The organism is Exiguobacterium sp. RM11, from assembly GCF_059821525.1.
This window is the reverse complement of record NZ_CM187558.1, coordinates 299,092-313,812: the sequence shown is the minus strand read 5'-3', so window position 1 is coordinate 313,812 and position 14,721 is coordinate 299,092. Positions and strand designations below refer to the sequence as shown.

At 49.8% G+C, this 14,721-nt stretch carries 17 protein-coding genes and 2 riboswitches; of the genes, 6 read left to right on the top strand and 11 right to left on the bottom strand.

The window, feature by feature from the left end; translation table 11 throughout:
* The first annotated feature begins 90 nt into the window (after positions 1-90).
* Positions 91-483, top strand: a complete 393-nt coding sequence (locus AC5LIL_RS01790) for a GNAT family N-acetyltransferase (protein ID WP_499824664.1) — start codon at positions 91-93, stop codon at positions 481-483.
* A gap of 15 nt (positions 484-498) precedes the next feature.
* Here AC5LIL_RS01790 and AC5LIL_RS01785 read toward each other — a convergent pair whose 3' ends face one another.
* The 5 genes from AC5LIL_RS01785 to mtnK are packed head-to-tail and all read right to left on the bottom strand — an operon-like array spanning position 499 to position 6,129.
* Positions 499-1,500, bottom strand: coding sequence for an ABC transporter permease (locus AC5LIL_RS01785; RefSeq protein WP_499824663.1), 1,002 nt, complete (start codon positions 1,498-1,500; stop codon positions 499-501).
* 1 nt (position 1,501) lies between these two features.
* Complete coding sequence (locus AC5LIL_RS01780) at positions 1,502-2,875, bottom strand: sugar ABC transporter ATP-binding protein (protein WP_499824662.1); 1,374 nt, start codon at positions 2,873-2,875, stop codon at positions 1,502-1,504.
* Positions 2,875-3,954 carry a sugar ABC transporter substrate-binding protein gene (locus tag AC5LIL_RS01775; RefSeq protein ID WP_074035671.1) on the bottom strand — a complete coding sequence of 360 codons (1,080 nt, stop codon included), beginning with the start codon at positions 3,952-3,954 and terminating at the stop codon, positions 2,875-2,877. The genes AC5LIL_RS01780 and AC5LIL_RS01775 overlap by 1 nt, the downstream gene beginning before the upstream one ends.
* Positions 3,947-4,981, bottom strand: a complete 1,035-nt coding sequence (gene mtnA / locus AC5LIL_RS01770; RefSeq protein ID WP_339962924.1) for an S-methyl-5-thioribose-1-phosphate isomerase — start codon at positions 4,979-4,981, stop codon at positions 3,947-3,949. Before mtnA ends, AC5LIL_RS01775 begins: the two co-directional genes overlap by 8 nt.
* Entirely contained in the window at positions 4,978-6,129 is a 1,152-nt protein-coding gene (mtnK, locus tag AC5LIL_RS01765) for an S-methyl-5-thioribose kinase (RefSeq protein ID WP_499824661.1), read from the bottom strand. The genes mtnA and mtnK overlap by 4 nt, the downstream gene beginning before the upstream one ends.
* Positions 6,130-6,211: 82 nt before the next feature.
* Positions 6,212-6,314: riboswitch (SAM riboswitch) on the bottom strand.
* A 205-nt stretch (positions 6,315-6,519) separates the two neighbouring features.
* Positions 6,520-6,621, top strand: a riboswitch (SAM riboswitch).
* 69 nt (positions 6,622-6,690) lie between these two features.
* Between mtnK and AC5LIL_RS01760 the strand changes: the two genes are divergently transcribed.
* Genes AC5LIL_RS01760 through AC5LIL_RS01745 form a run of 4 tightly spaced genes read left to right on the top strand, consistent with a single transcriptional unit; the run spans position 6,691 to position 9,653 of the window.
* Positions 6,691-7,845: a 2,3-diketo-5-methylthiopentyl-1-phosphate enolase gene (locus tag AC5LIL_RS01760; protein ID WP_499824660.1), complete on the top strand. Its 1,155-nt coding sequence runs from the start codon at positions 6,691-6,693 to the stop codon at positions 7,843-7,845.
* Positions 7,842-8,492, top strand: coding sequence for a 2-hydroxy-3-keto-5-methylthiopentenyl-1-phosphate phosphatase (locus AC5LIL_RS01755; RefSeq protein WP_499824659.1), 651 nt, complete (start codon positions 7,842-7,844; stop codon positions 8,490-8,492). The genes AC5LIL_RS01760 and AC5LIL_RS01755 overlap by 4 nt, the downstream gene beginning before the upstream one ends.
* Positions 8,489-9,106: a methylthioribulose 1-phosphate dehydratase gene (locus tag AC5LIL_RS01750; RefSeq protein WP_499824658.1), complete on the top strand. Its 618-nt coding sequence runs from the start codon at positions 8,489-8,491 to the stop codon at positions 9,104-9,106. Before AC5LIL_RS01755 ends, AC5LIL_RS01750 begins: the two co-directional genes overlap by 4 nt.
* Positions 9,107-9,119: 13 nt before the next feature.
* Positions 9,120-9,653 (top strand): cupin domain-containing protein, encoded by a 534-nt coding sequence (locus tag AC5LIL_RS01745; protein WP_499824657.1) that lies wholly within the window; start codon positions 9,120-9,122, stop codon positions 9,651-9,653.
* A gap of 18 nt (positions 9,654-9,671) precedes the next feature.
* Here AC5LIL_RS01745 and AC5LIL_RS01740 read toward each other — a convergent pair whose 3' ends face one another.
* The 3 genes from AC5LIL_RS01740 to AC5LIL_RS01730 form a co-directional block, all read right to left on the bottom strand.
* Positions 9,672-10,154, bottom strand: coding sequence for a DUF4188 domain-containing protein (locus AC5LIL_RS01740; protein ID WP_499824656.1), 483 nt, complete (start codon positions 10,152-10,154; stop codon positions 9,672-9,674).
* Positions 10,126-10,692: a PadR family transcriptional regulator gene (locus AC5LIL_RS01735; RefSeq protein WP_499824655.1), complete on the bottom strand. Its 567-nt coding sequence runs from the start codon at positions 10,690-10,692 to the stop codon at positions 10,126-10,128. The genes AC5LIL_RS01740 and AC5LIL_RS01735 overlap by 29 nt, the downstream gene beginning before the upstream one ends.
* A gap of 108 nt (positions 10,693-10,800) precedes the next feature.
* Positions 10,801-11,631, bottom strand: a complete 831-nt coding sequence (locus AC5LIL_RS01730) for a TerC family protein (protein ID WP_499824654.1) — start codon at positions 11,629-11,631, stop codon at positions 10,801-10,803.
* A 253-nt stretch (positions 11,632-11,884) separates the two neighbouring features.
* Here AC5LIL_RS01730 and folE2 point away from each other — a divergent pair, with 253 nt between their 5' ends.
* Positions 11,885-12,796: a GTP cyclohydrolase FolE2 gene (folE2, locus tag AC5LIL_RS01725; RefSeq protein WP_214784951.1), complete on the top strand. Its 912-nt coding sequence runs from the start codon at positions 11,885-11,887 to the stop codon at positions 12,794-12,796.
* A 41-nt stretch (positions 12,797-12,837) separates the two neighbouring features.
* Here folE2 and AC5LIL_RS01720 read toward each other — a convergent pair whose 3' ends face one another.
* The 3 genes from AC5LIL_RS01720 to pta all read right to left on the bottom strand — a co-directional run bounded on the left by AC5LIL_RS01720 (position 12,838) and on the right by pta (position 14,394).
* Positions 12,838-13,026: a hypothetical protein gene (locus tag AC5LIL_RS01720; RefSeq protein ID WP_499824653.1), complete on the bottom strand. Its 189-nt coding sequence runs from the start codon at positions 13,024-13,026 to the stop codon at positions 12,838-12,840.
* Positions 13,002-13,301 (bottom strand): rhodanese-like domain-containing protein, encoded by a 300-nt coding sequence (locus AC5LIL_RS01715; protein WP_499824652.1) that lies wholly within the window; start codon positions 13,299-13,301, stop codon positions 13,002-13,004. The genes AC5LIL_RS01720 and AC5LIL_RS01715 overlap by 25 nt, the downstream gene beginning before the upstream one ends.
* Positions 13,302-13,404: 103 nt before the next feature.
* On the bottom strand, positions 13,405-14,394 hold the full coding sequence (pta, locus tag AC5LIL_RS01710; RefSeq protein WP_214744764.1) for a phosphate acetyltransferase: 990 nt from the start codon (positions 14,392-14,394) through the stop codon (positions 13,405-13,407).
* Positions 14,395-14,721 lie beyond the last annotated feature (327 nt).

The window sequence follows — 14,721 nt, the reverse complement described above, 5'->3', positions numbered from 1 at the left end:
AGGAATTTTTATGAGCCATACGTTTCCCAAGAGCAAGCCGAAGTGATTGCCTTCAAGTGGCGCTATGAGGGCGACTATGCGTTTTAAAATATGGATGCCGATGAGGAAGATCTCGCCTTATTTTTAGATGCGGATGAACGGGGAGACACGACGTTCGCAATCCTTGAAGCGAATGAGCTGATTGGCTTTGTCACGATGCAATTCGAATCAGCGGAAACTGTTTCCATCGGTCTCGGCATACGTCCTGATTTGACAGGAAGCGGCAACGGACATCGATTCCTCACTTCAATCCTTAATTGGATTGAGGCGACATATGGGACTCGCACAGTGTATCTTGCCGTCGCCACATTCAACAAACGGGCCATCCGGTTATACGAGTCGCTCGGTTTCATCCCACAAGACACGTTCATGCAGGAGACGAACGGCGGTGTGTATCCGTTTCTCACAATGACGCGTGAACAAAGCGAACCCCCGAACAACTGATGTCCGGGGGTTTTGTCATGTCCGCTGTTTCTTTTGAATATACGAGAGACCGAGCGCTCCAATGAGAATCGTCCCTTTGACGATATCTTGCGCATAATACGGTACGTCCCACATCGTCAGTCCGTTCAAGAGGATTCCGATCAAAATAGCTCCAATCAACGTCCCGATGACGTTCGGACGTCCTGTCCCAAAGACGGCGTAACCGATATAAGCAGCCGCGACAGCGTCCATCAAGAGGGGCGCCCCAGCCGAAACTTGCCCCGTGCCGATCCGAGATGCGAGAATGATGCCACCGATGGCCGCAAACAACCCGCTGAGCACGTAAGCGTACAACTTGATCCGATTCACGGCAATCCCGGAGCGGCGGGCCGCTTCTGCGTTCGACCCGACGTAATAAAACTCTCGCCCTGTCCGTGTATACGTTAAAAACAAGTGAGCCCCAATGAAGAACAACAGCATAAGTAGGGCAACGAACGGAATCGGACCGATTGTCCCTTGTCCGATAAATAAGAACGACGGGATGAAACGTCCTGGCGCCGTCCCCCCTTCAATCGGCATGTTGTCATAAATCGAAAATCCTTTCGTATACGTCAACTGAATCCCGTTAATGACGTACATGATGGCGAGTGTCGCTAGTAAATCCGGTAACCGAAATTTGATTGTGACGAGCGCATTCAATAATCCGACGAGAATCCCTAGTGCGAGCGGAATCAGTAGGGCGACGAAAAGCTCTTGCCGATGAAGGACAAGGCTTGCCGCTGCCCCGATTGTCGCAAGACTCGCCGTCGACCCGACCGATAAGTCGAAACCGCCGACGATGAGCGAAAACGTGACACCAAGGGCAAGTAACGACACGATTGAAACCGATTTGATGATGTCACTAAAGTTTGCATACGTCAGAAATTGATCGTTCGTCACAGTAAAGACCGCAATCAAACCAAAGATTGCGAGTAACGTCCCGTATTGACCGATCTGACCGCTGATTCGTTTTCGTTCTTTGACCACTAATTGTGCCATGTCATGAGCCTCCTTTCTCTACAAATTGTCCACGGTCGAGCCAAAGAATCCGATTGGCGACCCGTTCAAGTTCATGTCGCTCACTTGACGTGAACAACACGGTCTTCCCTTGTTTCGCGAGTGCGACGACGCGTTCATACACATCTTGCTTCGCTGCAATATCAATTCCTTTTGTCGGTTCGTCGAGCAAATAGATGTCGCGGTCGTCGAGTAACCATTTGCTAAAGACGACCTTCTGCTGATTTCCACCACTCAGCTCACCGACCGCTTGTTTCACGTTCGCATAGCGAACGCGAAGCGATGCCAATACGTCAGAGACCCCATCGGTCTTTCCTGCGACAGAAATCACATTCCGCTCAATCGTCTCGTCTAGAAATAATCCGTGACGACGTCTCTCCTCCGGAACGAGTGCAAACCCTAAACGTACGGCGTCTGTTGGTTCTTTGATCACGTGTATTGTTCCATCAACCGTGATCGATTGACGAAGCCCAGAAAGACCGAACAAGGCTTCTACCAGTTCCGTCTTCCCGCTTCCCGTCAATCCTCCAATCCCGAGCACTTCCCCACGGTACGCTTCAACGGAGAGATTCGTTCCGAACGCAGGGAGAGTCAACTGCGCGGATAAGCGACTCTCCTCCTCAGGGGTTGCCTTTTCTTGTGTCCCTTCAAATGTCGTCCCACTCAAAAAGGTTTGAACGGCTTCCGTGGAAAGGGGTTGAAACGGTCCCTCATATACGACGCGTCCGTCTCGAAGAAACGTAGATGTTGACGTGACGCGCGTCAGTTCGTCTGACCGGTGTGTGACCAGCACAATCCCCACCCCTTCTGCCGCCAGCGTTTGTAATAATTCAAGCAAGGCATCGGCATCCGTTTCCGACAAGGCAGCGGTCGGTTCATCGAGTAATAAATACTTGGCATCACTCTCAAGCGCCCGGGCGATGAGCAGACGTTGTTTCACGCTAAGCGGATAGTGACCGGCCGGACGCGTTAGATCGATGTCTAACCCGACCCGGGATAGCACGTCTTTTGCCCGCTGTTTCAACAGTTGTGGGCGAATCCGTTTCACCGTCTGCCAGGGGAGAACATTTTCGTATACAGGCAAGTCCAAATAGAGCGCATCATCCACTTCTTGCGATACGGTGATGATGCCTTGACGAATCGCTTCCGCCGGTGTAAGACGTGTGGTCGTCCCATCAATGGACAGTTCACCGGACGTCGGTTCGACCGTTCCGTTCAGCAGTTTGATCAGCGTACTCTTACCCGCCCCGTTCAGACCGAGGAGTCCATGAATGTCTCCCGGTTTTAGGCTGAACGATAGCTGATCGAGTACCGTCACGTCACCATAATGTTTCGTGATTCGTTCCAAGCGAATCATCAGTCCGTCTCCTTCATCCAGTCCGACCATGCCGCATTCGACTCACCCCAGCCCTTAACGTACTGTCCGAGGTCATTCATCGTGACAGGCTCATCCGGCAAGACGTCACGGTCCACTAAATAAGGATCGACCGAGTGAATCGAAGGGGTTTCTTCCCCAACCACTTTTTGATAAGCGTAACGGACTTGGATGCGACCGATTTCAGCAGGATCCGTCGCGGCCGTCACGCCCCACGGACTCCCATCTTCTTGCATGAGTTGTAGGTCTTCGTCACTCAAGTCAATTCCGTAAACAGCAATCTCGTCACGTCCCGCCTGCTTGATGGCACGGCTCGCCCCTTTTGCGAACTCATCCCACATCGCAAACACCGCATCGATTTCGCCTTCCGGATACTTCTTCAAAATCGCCTCCATCTGACTTTGCGTATCGAGCGCTGTATTATTCGTCGCCGAACCGAACTTTGCAACTTCCTGGATGCCCGGATAGCGTTTTAAGAACGCGTCATAAATCGTATGACGACGTTCCATCGGCGTGAATCCGCCGACCCAGATTGTGACGATGTTCCCTTCCCCGTCCAAGTCTTCAGCGAGAGCTTTGAGTGAACGCCAAGCGAGGGAATAATCATCTTGGTCGATGACTGTCACCCCTTCATTCGTTAAATCGTTATCGAATGCGACGACTTTGATGCCCTTGTCGAGCGCCCGTTGAACAGGCTCTTTCAAGGCATCGGCACGTCCGTGGTCAATTAAGATCACATCGACCCCTTGCGTCGTCGCCGTATCGACATAACTCGCCATCTTCGATAAATCATTATCGGCGTTATACACTTTCACGTTGCCACCGAACGCTTCGACTTGCTCGGTCACCCCTTCGATATATTGCGAAGAGAACGTCCCAATCGACATCTGCATGACGAGGGCGACTTCTAGGTTTTTTGGAAGGGTCTCATTCGATACGCTGACTGTTTTTGTCTCCGTTTTATTTGTTGTCGCGGTCGTTTTCGGTTGCGCCTGTTCGTTCGTGCATCCGACAAGTGCTAAGATGACGGTCAACAGGAAGATGATGATTTTTTTAGACATATGCGTTTCCTCCTACGTGTTGTACAATGACCGACTCGGTCGGTTCGAGCACACCTGTCTCTGTGATCAGACCGGTGATGAGTTCTGGTGGGGTCACATCAAACGCCGGATTGAAGACGGTGATGCCGACGAGTGCCGTCGGATGTCCCCCGATATGGGTCACTTCATGCGCGTCCCGTTCTTCGATTTGAATCGTGTCGTCTGCTTCCAAATCAAACGTCGAATGCGGGGCTGCCACATAAAACGGGATGCCGTAATGCTTCGCCAAAATCGCGAGTTGGAGTGTCCCGATCTTGTTGGCCGTATGACCGGTACGGGTGATGCGGTCCGCCCCGACGATGATGGCATCGATTTGTTTCGTCTGAATTGTCCACGCCGCCATGTTATCCGTGATCAATGTGACGTCGATGTCTGCCCGGTCGAGCTCCCACACCGTCAACCGTGCCCCTTGAAGCAGTGGACGAGTTTCCGACGCGAATACACGAAACGGGATGCCTCGTTCTTTTCCGACGTAAAACGGAGCAAGCGCGGTACCGTATCGTGACGTCGCAATGGCACCGGCGTTACAAATCGTCAACACGTTCCCACCAGCAGGTAACACGGTCAACGCATGTTCACCAATCGTGCGATACGTGGCCACGTCTTGTTCATAGATTTCAATCGCACGCGCTTTGATGGCTTTTGCAATCTGTTCAAAGTCCTCCCCCACATTCAGTCGAAGGAGTGATTCGATGACATGTTGTAAGTTGACCGCTGTTGGTCTTGTCGCAATCAACCGTTGACCAACCTGATTCAATTGGAGATGAAAATAGGGATTGTCTTGCAGGCGTGACGCTTCTTTCGCAAGAACGAACGCCCCAAAATAAGCGATGGCCGGCGCACCCCGGACTTGAAGCGACTTGATCGCCTGTTCGGCCTGTTCGAGCGTCAACACTTCGATATAGCGCTCTTCTTGCGGCAACAGCGTCTGATCTAAAATCGTCAACACTTCCGTGTCGGCATCGAAATGTATACTTTGCACACTCATACCCGCACCTCCGATAGAACCGGGATCAGCTGATCGATGGATTGAATCTGATGACGCTGTTTGATGAGACGCGTGCCGAGTTCTAGGGCATGACGTTTCCGTTCGATACGAAGGTCGTCTGGCAATGTTTCCAAGTCAGCGACGCCCGCTAGACCGACCGTCCGACGAATCAATTCGCAGCCCGCGTAGCCAATCGCATCACTCAAAATCGATGGCAACAGTTCGTCCACGAATCCTACTGTGTTGAATGGCTCGACCGCCTGTGTGAAGCGTGTACGGAACGTTTTTTCGAACGTTTCCCAGACAGTGAGCACTTCTGTGAAGCGTTCGAACCGCTTCAACGGATGTGCATACGTCGAGAACACCAAATGGGCGATGATTTGACCGATGTCAAAACCGAATGGACCATAAAATGCAAACTCAGGATCGATGATTTTTGTTTCCTGACGCGTCGCAAAAATGCTTCCAGTATGTAAATCCCCATGTAGCAACGCTTCGTGTTTAGTCACGAACCCGACCTTCAATTTCGTCACTTCAATTTTCAAGGCGAGGTCTGACCAAAGCTGCTCCACGTCCGGACGAAGAGGCGTTTCGATTTGATTCGATTCTGCATCACGATACGGATCAGTGAAGATCAGTTTTTCTGTGATATCGCATAGCTCTGGATTGTAATACTCTTTTTCGATTTGTTTCTTGGCGAGCGGTCCTTTCGCATAGTCAGATGTCGCAAACAACGTTTCCCCGAGGAATGTACCGACGTGACGCGCCAAATTCGGATAGCTCTCTCCTTTTAGGAAACCCGTCCGGACGATTTCAAACGCTGACAAATCTTCTAAAATCGTATAGGCGAGTTCACGGTCGCTACCGAGTACATCTGGTACGAATTGTGGTACGACTTTTGAAAACTCACGGAGTGCCAGTTGTTCAATCCACGAACGGTCAAGCGTGAGCGGCCAGCTCTCTCCAACGACTTTTGCGTACGGCAACGCCTGTTTCACGATTAATGACGTTTCTCCTTGACGAATGCGAAAGACGAGATTTAAATTTCCATCTCCGATTTCCTCACATTCTGCAATCCCCTCTTCTAGTAACCCCAACTGTCGAACGTGTTCGACGACACTTTGTTCTGTAAACGCCTCATAAGCCATGATGATTTTCCCCTTTCTTGAATCTATGCATGAAAAAAGCCCCTTTCTCCGCGAGAAAGAGGCACACCCAAATTGGTTGTTCCTCTCATCTTTCAGACATATGTCTGGTGGATGTAGCACCGTGCCAAATGGTCGGTTGCTGCGGCGTCTTAGGGCCAATTCCCTCTGCCAACTCGCGATAAGAGTAAATGATGTAATTGTGTTTGACGTGTTGAGACGAATATTACGGACTAGGCACGCTAGTTGTCAATCCTCTATTTTCGGTCGACTCCCTATTTTTGACACGCATATATAGAAACATTATTTTCAAACTTTTTTTCTCAAAAAAAGGAATTGACGAGTGAGCGATTCTATGTAAAAATTCAATTAAATTTCACAACTTCACAACTATTCTTATCAAGAGCAGACGGAGGGACAAGCCCGATGATGTCGCAGCAACCGACCAGAAATGGCACGGTGCTAATTCTTGCAGCTATCGCTGAGAGATAAGAGTTCATTGTTTTCGAATGACCTCTTGCCTTGGCATGAGGTCATTTTTGTTTGACCTGAAAGGAGGAACTTATGGGAATCATCGCTACTTATGAAATCAAACATACCGATCACGTCGAGCACGTGGCTGAAAAAATCGCACATGAGCTGACCGTCGGCACATGGACCGAATTGAACCATCTCGAGCAGCATCAACTACAGGCATTCCGCGGTGAGGTCATCGATACCTCCCAACAGGAAACGACGAGTCGCTTCTCGATTCGTTACCCGCTACATAATGTGACGCCGGACTTTTCGTCCATTCTGACGACGACATTCGGAAAGCTGTCGCTCGACCCAAGCGTCCAACTTGTCGACCTAACGCTCCCAGACGAGCTCGCATCGGACTTTCCGGGTGCCGCATTCGGAGTCGAAGGTGTCCGCGACATCCTTCGAGTATACGACCGACCGCTCGCCATGAGCATCTTCAAAGGCGTCATCGGGCGTGACCTTGATTTTTTGGCGACACAACTTCGTGACCAGTTTACAGGTGGCATCGATCTTGTGAAAGACGATGAGATTTTATATGACAATCCGCTCACCCCATCGCTCGAACGGGCTCGGATTGGAGCATCGATCATTCAAGAACACCAAGAACTAACGGGTCGTTCCGTTCTATACGCCGTCACGTTGAGCGGACCCGTTTTCACCTTACGCGACCAGGCGAAACGTTTGATTGAGGCAGGCGCGACCGCACTTTTGTTCAACGTGTATACGTACGGGCTCGACGCGTTACGGGAACTCGCTAAAGATCCCGAGATTCACGTCCCGATTTTGGCACATCCCGCTTTTGCAGGAGCGTTGACCGGATCGATTCGTCATTCCCTCCTTTTCGGGAAACTGATTCGACTCGCCGGGGCGGACTTGACGCTTTTCCCGTCACCATATGGTTCACTGTCGACACCGAAAGACGAAGCAGAACAGATTCAAACTTACGCGACAGAACCTCATTGGACGAAACCGATTCTGACGGTCCCTTCTGCCGGAATTCACCCAGGACTCGTCCCGGATTTGATTCGTGACTTCGGAACGGATGTCGTCATCAATGCCGGCGGTGGGATTCATGGGCATCCCGACGGTGCGGCTGCCGGAGCGAGGGCATTCCGCCAAGCAATTGACCAGGCAATCGGTAAGACGAGCGAGACCGATGCGTTATCGACCGCGTTGGATGCGTGGGGTACGCGATGAGTACGCACGTCATCTGTGATTTCGACGGCACCATCACGGAAGAAGATAACATCATCGCGTTGATGCGACGCTTCGCCCCACCTGAATGGGTCGAACTCAAAGAAGGTGTTTTGAACCAAACGCTCTCCATTCGAGAAGGCGTCGGTCAAATGTTCAGCCTGCTCCCGAGTCATCAGCAAGCTTTGTATCATGACTTTCTGCAGTCAACCATCACGCTTCGGCCAGGGTTCATCAAGTTTTTACAAGAGACACAGTCACTTGGCTTTCGATTTGATGTCGTCAGTGGCGGTATGGACTTTTTCGTCCATCCGATTCTAGAAGGTCATGTGGCACCGGAACACATCTACTGCAATCACGTTGATTTTTCAGGGGAGACGGCACGTGTCATATGGCCTCATTCATGCGATGCCCATTGCTCGAATGATTGCGGATGTTGCAAGCCGACGATTGCCCGACAGATCGTCTCACCTACCGATACGTTGATCGTCATCGGGGACTCCGTCACCGATTTTGAAATCGCCAAACGTGCCGACGTCGTGTATGCGCGGGGTCAACTGATTTCACTTTGCGAGACAGAAGGAATCCACTATGTTCCGTTCGAGACATTCTATGACATTTCAGCTCACATGAAAGGAGTGAACGTATGACCGTACAAGAACAATGGGTAGAACTCGCCGACATTAAAGACGAGCTTGCCGCCCGGGACTGGTTCCCCGGGACGAGTGGCAATCTGGCGATCCGCGTATCGGACGACCCGTTGACGTTCCTCGTAACGGCAAGCGGTCGTGATAAACGAAAGCGCACCAATGAAGACTTCGTCCTCGTCGATGCGACCGGTCAATTGATTGGAGAGCAAACAGGCAAACCGTCCGCGGAGACGTTGCTACACGTCGAAATCTTTAACAAGACGAACGCAACCTGTTCCCTTCACGTGCACACGGTCGACAATAACGTCATCTCAGAGCTTTACGCGGCGAACGGACATGTCACGTTCACGGGTCAAGAAATCATCAAAGCACTCGGCTATTGGGAGGAAACGGCCAGTGTCCGGATCCCGATCATCGAGAACCATGCGGATATCCCGACACTCGCCCATGCATTTGCCCCACATGTCACAAGCGAAGCCGGTGCCGTCCTCATCCGGAACCATGGGATCACCGTTTGGGGCGAAACACCCGCTGCAGCAAAACGTTATTTAGAAGCATATGAATTTTTATTTAGCTACTCATTAAAATTACGCGCCTTAGGCGTCCATTCATAAGGAGGAATTCAACATGGCAACGATTTATTTTCAACAAACCGAAGAACGTGTCAGTGATCAACAAGAGGTACGTGACTTTTTAGACTCACGAGGCATCCTTTACGAAGCATGGGATATCGCGAAATTACCAGCTTCCCTTCAAGAAAACTATCAACTGACAGATGAAGACAAAGGCGTCATTTTATCGACGTTCCAAGACGAGATTCAAGACGTATCGACGCGACGTGGTTATCAAACGGCTGACGTTATTTCCTTGTCTGATACGACGCCAAACTTAGACGAACTGCTCGTCAACTTCCAAAAAGAACATCACCATACGGACGACGAGGTTCGCTTCATCGTCAGTGGTCACGGCATCTTTGCGATTGACGATGCAGAGCGCGGGTACTTTAATATCGAGCTCAATCCGGGTGACCTCATCTCGGTGCCGGTCAACACGCGTCATTACTTCACGTTGCAAGAAGACCGCCAAGTCGTCGCCGTTCGTATTTTCGTGACGACCGAGGGCTGGGTGCCGATCTACGACAAAGAAAATGTGAATGCATAATAAAAACGGGCAGGTGCGTCATGCATCTGTCCGTTGCTTTTGCTCGTGTAAAGACCGTTCACCCAATCGCTCTTTTGCCGAATTTCTTCCTTTGCCTACATCCACAGTACCAAGCGCTTTACCGAGACCACGATCCGGTAGATTGACATACATCGTCTCATAATTACTCACTGCGTATGTTTCGTGGAAAATACCAACGACATCCGTCGCCCTTGCCTTTTGATTGAATGCTTTCCACGCCTCAAGATGCGTGTTCCCGTGCGCATAGTCGAGTAATTCATCTGTTGACCGCCAATATTGAATCAACGTGACCGAGCGCCAACCAATCGTCAGATCATGTGACAGAAAGCCAAGTTCCTTCTGTGTATACAATTCTTTCAGCATGGCCGGCATGGCATTGAAGACCGACCACCATTTTCGAATCGATCGCAAACGATTCACTCGTAAGCCAATGACAAACACCACTACTTCTTCATTCGGGACGGCCATTTTGCGCGCCATCGTTTTCTCCTCCTTTGAGGGTGATCACAGCTGCTTCACACCATTCAATCAACGCCTTCGTTTGGCGTTTTCCATAATCGAGTGTCAACAACCAATAAACAGCGTCAGGTGATTGCGAGTCGCTCGCTTGAATCATCGTCTCGATGGCTTTATACGTCTCCAGTCGTTCCCGTAGCAATCGTTCATGGTGTGTAATTTTGCTGATTGTTTGCTCCATCGTCTCATGTCGAGCGAAGAACAATTTTAGCAAGAGCTCATTCCGTTGAACCGGTAACGCATCCGGCTCTTCTGCAATCCATTGCCTTAACTCGTCGTGACCGCTTGACGTCAGCTCGTATGCTTTCCGTTCATTGTCTTCCACCTGATGAATCAACCCTTCTGTTTCTAACGTCCGGAGCATCGGATACACTTGACCGAAACTAATTTTCCAAAAATGGTTGAGGCTACGATCAATCATCTGTTTCATGTCATATCCTGTTCGACACTCCGTCGTCAATAAGCCTAAAACAGCGTATCGTGTCATATTTTCACGAGGCATTCGACCCCTCCTATCTAAAAGATAGTATCTATTTGATATATTCCCTCGTATCACAGAAATGAAAACAAAAAAAAGCGTACTTCCCGTGAGAAGATACGCTTTTGGAGATTATGCTTGTTTTGCTGTTGATTTCGATGAGAACCAGCCCCATGTCGCAATCCCGACCATGACTGACCAGAAGAAGATGGTCCAAGCTGTCGAGTGGACGAATCCGTCTGGGAGCCCCATGAATTCGAACGGTGTACCAGCAATCAACTCTTTGAAACCTGGGTGCTCGAGTACGAGAACCGTCAACTTGACCCCGACCCAACCGACGATGATGAAGGCAGCCGTTTCAAGTGTAGGACGCTGATGAAGCAACTTGACGAAAATACGTGCCGCAAATCGCATCAAGACGACCCCGATGAGTCCACCAGTCAAGACGACGAAGAACTGGCCTGAGTCAATCCCACCGATTTCACCAAGACCGAGTGGTGGCAAGCTGACCGCAAGCGCGACCGCTGCTAAGATCGAATCGACCGCAAAAGCGATGTCCGCAAACTCGACTTTCGCAACAGTGAGCCAAAACTCTTTCTTCGATACCGGTTTTTCTGTGACAGCCGTCTCTTCTTTCGCTTCGGCCGCCAACTCCTGCTGCGGCTCCATCTTTCTCGCCTTATAGGTCATATACAGGTGTCGTGCACTCATCCCGATTAAGTAAAGTGCACCGAGTGCCTGTACTTGCCATACATTGATCAAGAACGAGATCAAGAACAATGCGATAAATCGGAAGACGAACGCCCCTAAGAGTCCATAGAACAATGCCTTCTTCTGCTCTGTACGCGGCAAGTGTTTGACCATGACGGCCAAGACGAGCGCGTTGTCTGCAGATAACAAGCCTTCCAAACCGACGAGTACGACGACGATCCAGGCATACTGCAGAACTAACTGCCAATCCATAAAAACATCTCCTTTTTTCTTTCAGTTCCTTCATATTTAACAGTGATCTATTTTTAAGTTCACAGGACCATTTTATTCCCGTTCACAAAGTAAATCAATCCTCTTTGTTCAATATCTGAAGGATTTTTTTGCAATTGCATATTGAAAACATGTTATGAGAGCAAAATCATACCCGTTCAGCCATCATTTCGTGATAAAATCCTAACAAGAACGAGTGGTCCTTTGAACCGCTCTAAAAAAGGAGAATCCGATTATGTCTACAAGCCATGTCGCTTTACCTACTAAAGCAGAACGACATAAATTGTTCGGGTCGGTCCCACCGATTAAAGGAACAAAGCCGACCGAGAAAGAACAGATGGTCGATTTACAAAATACACCGAAAAACTTCTTATTCGCCCTCGACAGTGTCGGCATCTCAAATGTGAAGCACCCTGTGAACGTCGAGACGCCAGAAGGGGTCCAATCAACGGTCGCTACATTCGAATTGACGACATCGCTCGTTCAAGATCGTAAAGGAATCAACATGTCCCGTTTGACTGAACAGCTCGACGCGTACCATCAACAAGGATGGACGGTATCGAACGGTTCGTTGATCGAGTTCGCACAGGAGCTTGCCGAGCGTATGGAACAAACGGAAGGCCAATTGACAATCCGTTACCCATGGTTCTTCACGCGTAAAGCACCTGCGACAGGTCTTAGCGGTTTGATGAACGCAGACGTCATGCACCGTGTGACGTACAACCTTGAAACGGGCGTCGCAAACGTGACGGTCGGTCTCGTCATCAACGTCACAACGCTTTGCCCATGTTCAAAAGAAATCAGTGAGTACAGCGCCCATAACCAACGTGGATACATCACGATCGAAGCAGGTCTTGATGAAACGTCGATGGACGGATTCGACTGGCGTGCGGCACTTCTCGATGCAGCGGAGTCAAACGCCTCAGCACCACTCCATCCGGTCCTCAAACGTCCGGATGAAAAACGTGCGACTGAAATCGCGTACGAAAACCCACGTTTCGTAGAAGATATGGTCCGCTTGATCGCGGCTGACTTGTACGAGATGAAAGAAGTCGTGAACTTCTTCGTCGAATGCCGTAACGAAGAATCGATTCACCAACACGATGCCATCGCATCGATCACATTCGATAAGCGTCAAGACGCATAAAAAAATGCGGAACCTCTTTTGCAAGATGGTTCCGCATTTTTTTATAGACTTGTCACGAGTTCAATCGTCAATAAGATGATGATGAGCATCACCCAGACTACCCAGACGAGTCGCCACTTCTCCCAGTCAAATCGCTTCATCACCGCATAGACCGTGAGGTAGAGCGCGATAAGAAGCGGCACGACGACCCAAGGATTATCTAGCATCACGCTTCGATGTCGCCATCCCAAGCGAGCATCCCACCGTCGACGTTGATGACTTTGTAGCCTTGCGACTCTAAGTAATCACATGCTGTTTGACTTCGTCCACCTGAGCGACAGATGACGTGATACACATTGTCTTGTGCCAACTTTTCTGTCACATGTGGGAATTCAGATAGTGGATAGAGCGGGACGTTCGGGATATGCCCTACATCATATTCATCTTGTTCGCGCACATCGATGATATGGAGAGACTCCCCGTTCTCTAACTTTTCTCGTAATTCCGTCGCATGAATGCTTTGCATACATAGCTCCCCTTTCGATAATGGATTCCTCTTTTAGTTTACCTCAGCTACCATTCAAAAAAACACAAAAAAAGCACCCTTCTATAAGAAGGATGCTCCGGACTTACGCTTCGTTGCGCTCGTCGATTGCTTGTGCTGCTGTGATGAGTGTCAATTTGTAGACGTCCTCTTCGTTACAGCCACGTGATAAGTCGTTCACTGGTTTGTTGAGACCTTGAAGGATCGGGCCGATCGCTTCGAATCCACCGAAACGTTGAACCATCTTGTAGCCAATGTTTCCTGCTTCAAGACTTGGGAAGACGAATACGTTCGCCTTACCTGCTACGTCAGAACCCGGTGCTTTCTTCGCCGCTACGCTAGGGACGAATGCCGCATCGAATTGAAGTTCTCCGTCGATTGGAAGGTTCGGTGATTTTTCTTTTGCAAGGCGAGTCGCTTCCACGACTTTCTCCGTTTCAGGTGACTTCGCAGAACCTTTCGTCGAGAAGCTAAGAAGCGCGACTTGTGGGTCGATGCCGAATGTCTTCGCTGTCGCTGCCGACAAGAATGCGTTCTCTGCTAAGTCTGCCGCGTCCGGTGCGATGTTGATCGCACAGTCCGAGAAGACGTATTGCTCGTCGTCACGTACCATGATGAACACACCTGACGTCTTTTTGATGCCTGGTTGCATTTTGATGATTTGAAGTGCCGGACGTACCGTATCGGCCGTCGCGTGCATCGCGCCTGAGACAAGACCTTCTGCTTTGCCTGTATGAACGAGCATCGTTCCGAAGTAGTTCACATCCGATGTGAGGAGTTCGCGCGCTTGTTCAGCTGTCGCTTTTCCTTTACGACGCTCGACGAATGATTCGACGAGAACATCGATGTCTTCGTATGTCGCTGGGTCATATTGTGTCAAACCTGAGATGTCAAAACCGTGTTTTGCCGCAACCGCTTCAACGTCTGCTTTCGCACCGACGACGATTGGTTCTACCATACCGTCCGCCTTTAATCGAACAGCTGCTCCAAGAACACGCTCATCGACGCCTTCCGGGAAGACGATCGTTGGACGAATCGGACTGACTTTTTGCTTCAACGTTTCAAATAATTTCATAACGAATGAACCCCTTTTCTCAATTTACAGCATGACTGCTAGTGGTTTTGCCGTTGACTTGTGTCTTTACGCGATTTCAATTATACACAGTACCCTTTTTAAAATAAACTATTCTGCCCATTTCGCCATAAATCGCTTAGAATCAATCATTATATGAATAGAACAGTTTCGCTAAATCGACTGATACAGCCATTTTTGTAGCCGTTTTCATGTTTCTGCCCTCTGTTCTTTACCCTTCATGAATCGTGATAACCCTCACAGTGCCTCAAAGTTGCCAGTCAGTGAAGCGTGTATGGTAAAATAGACGGCGAAGCCAAGTCCCGAAAG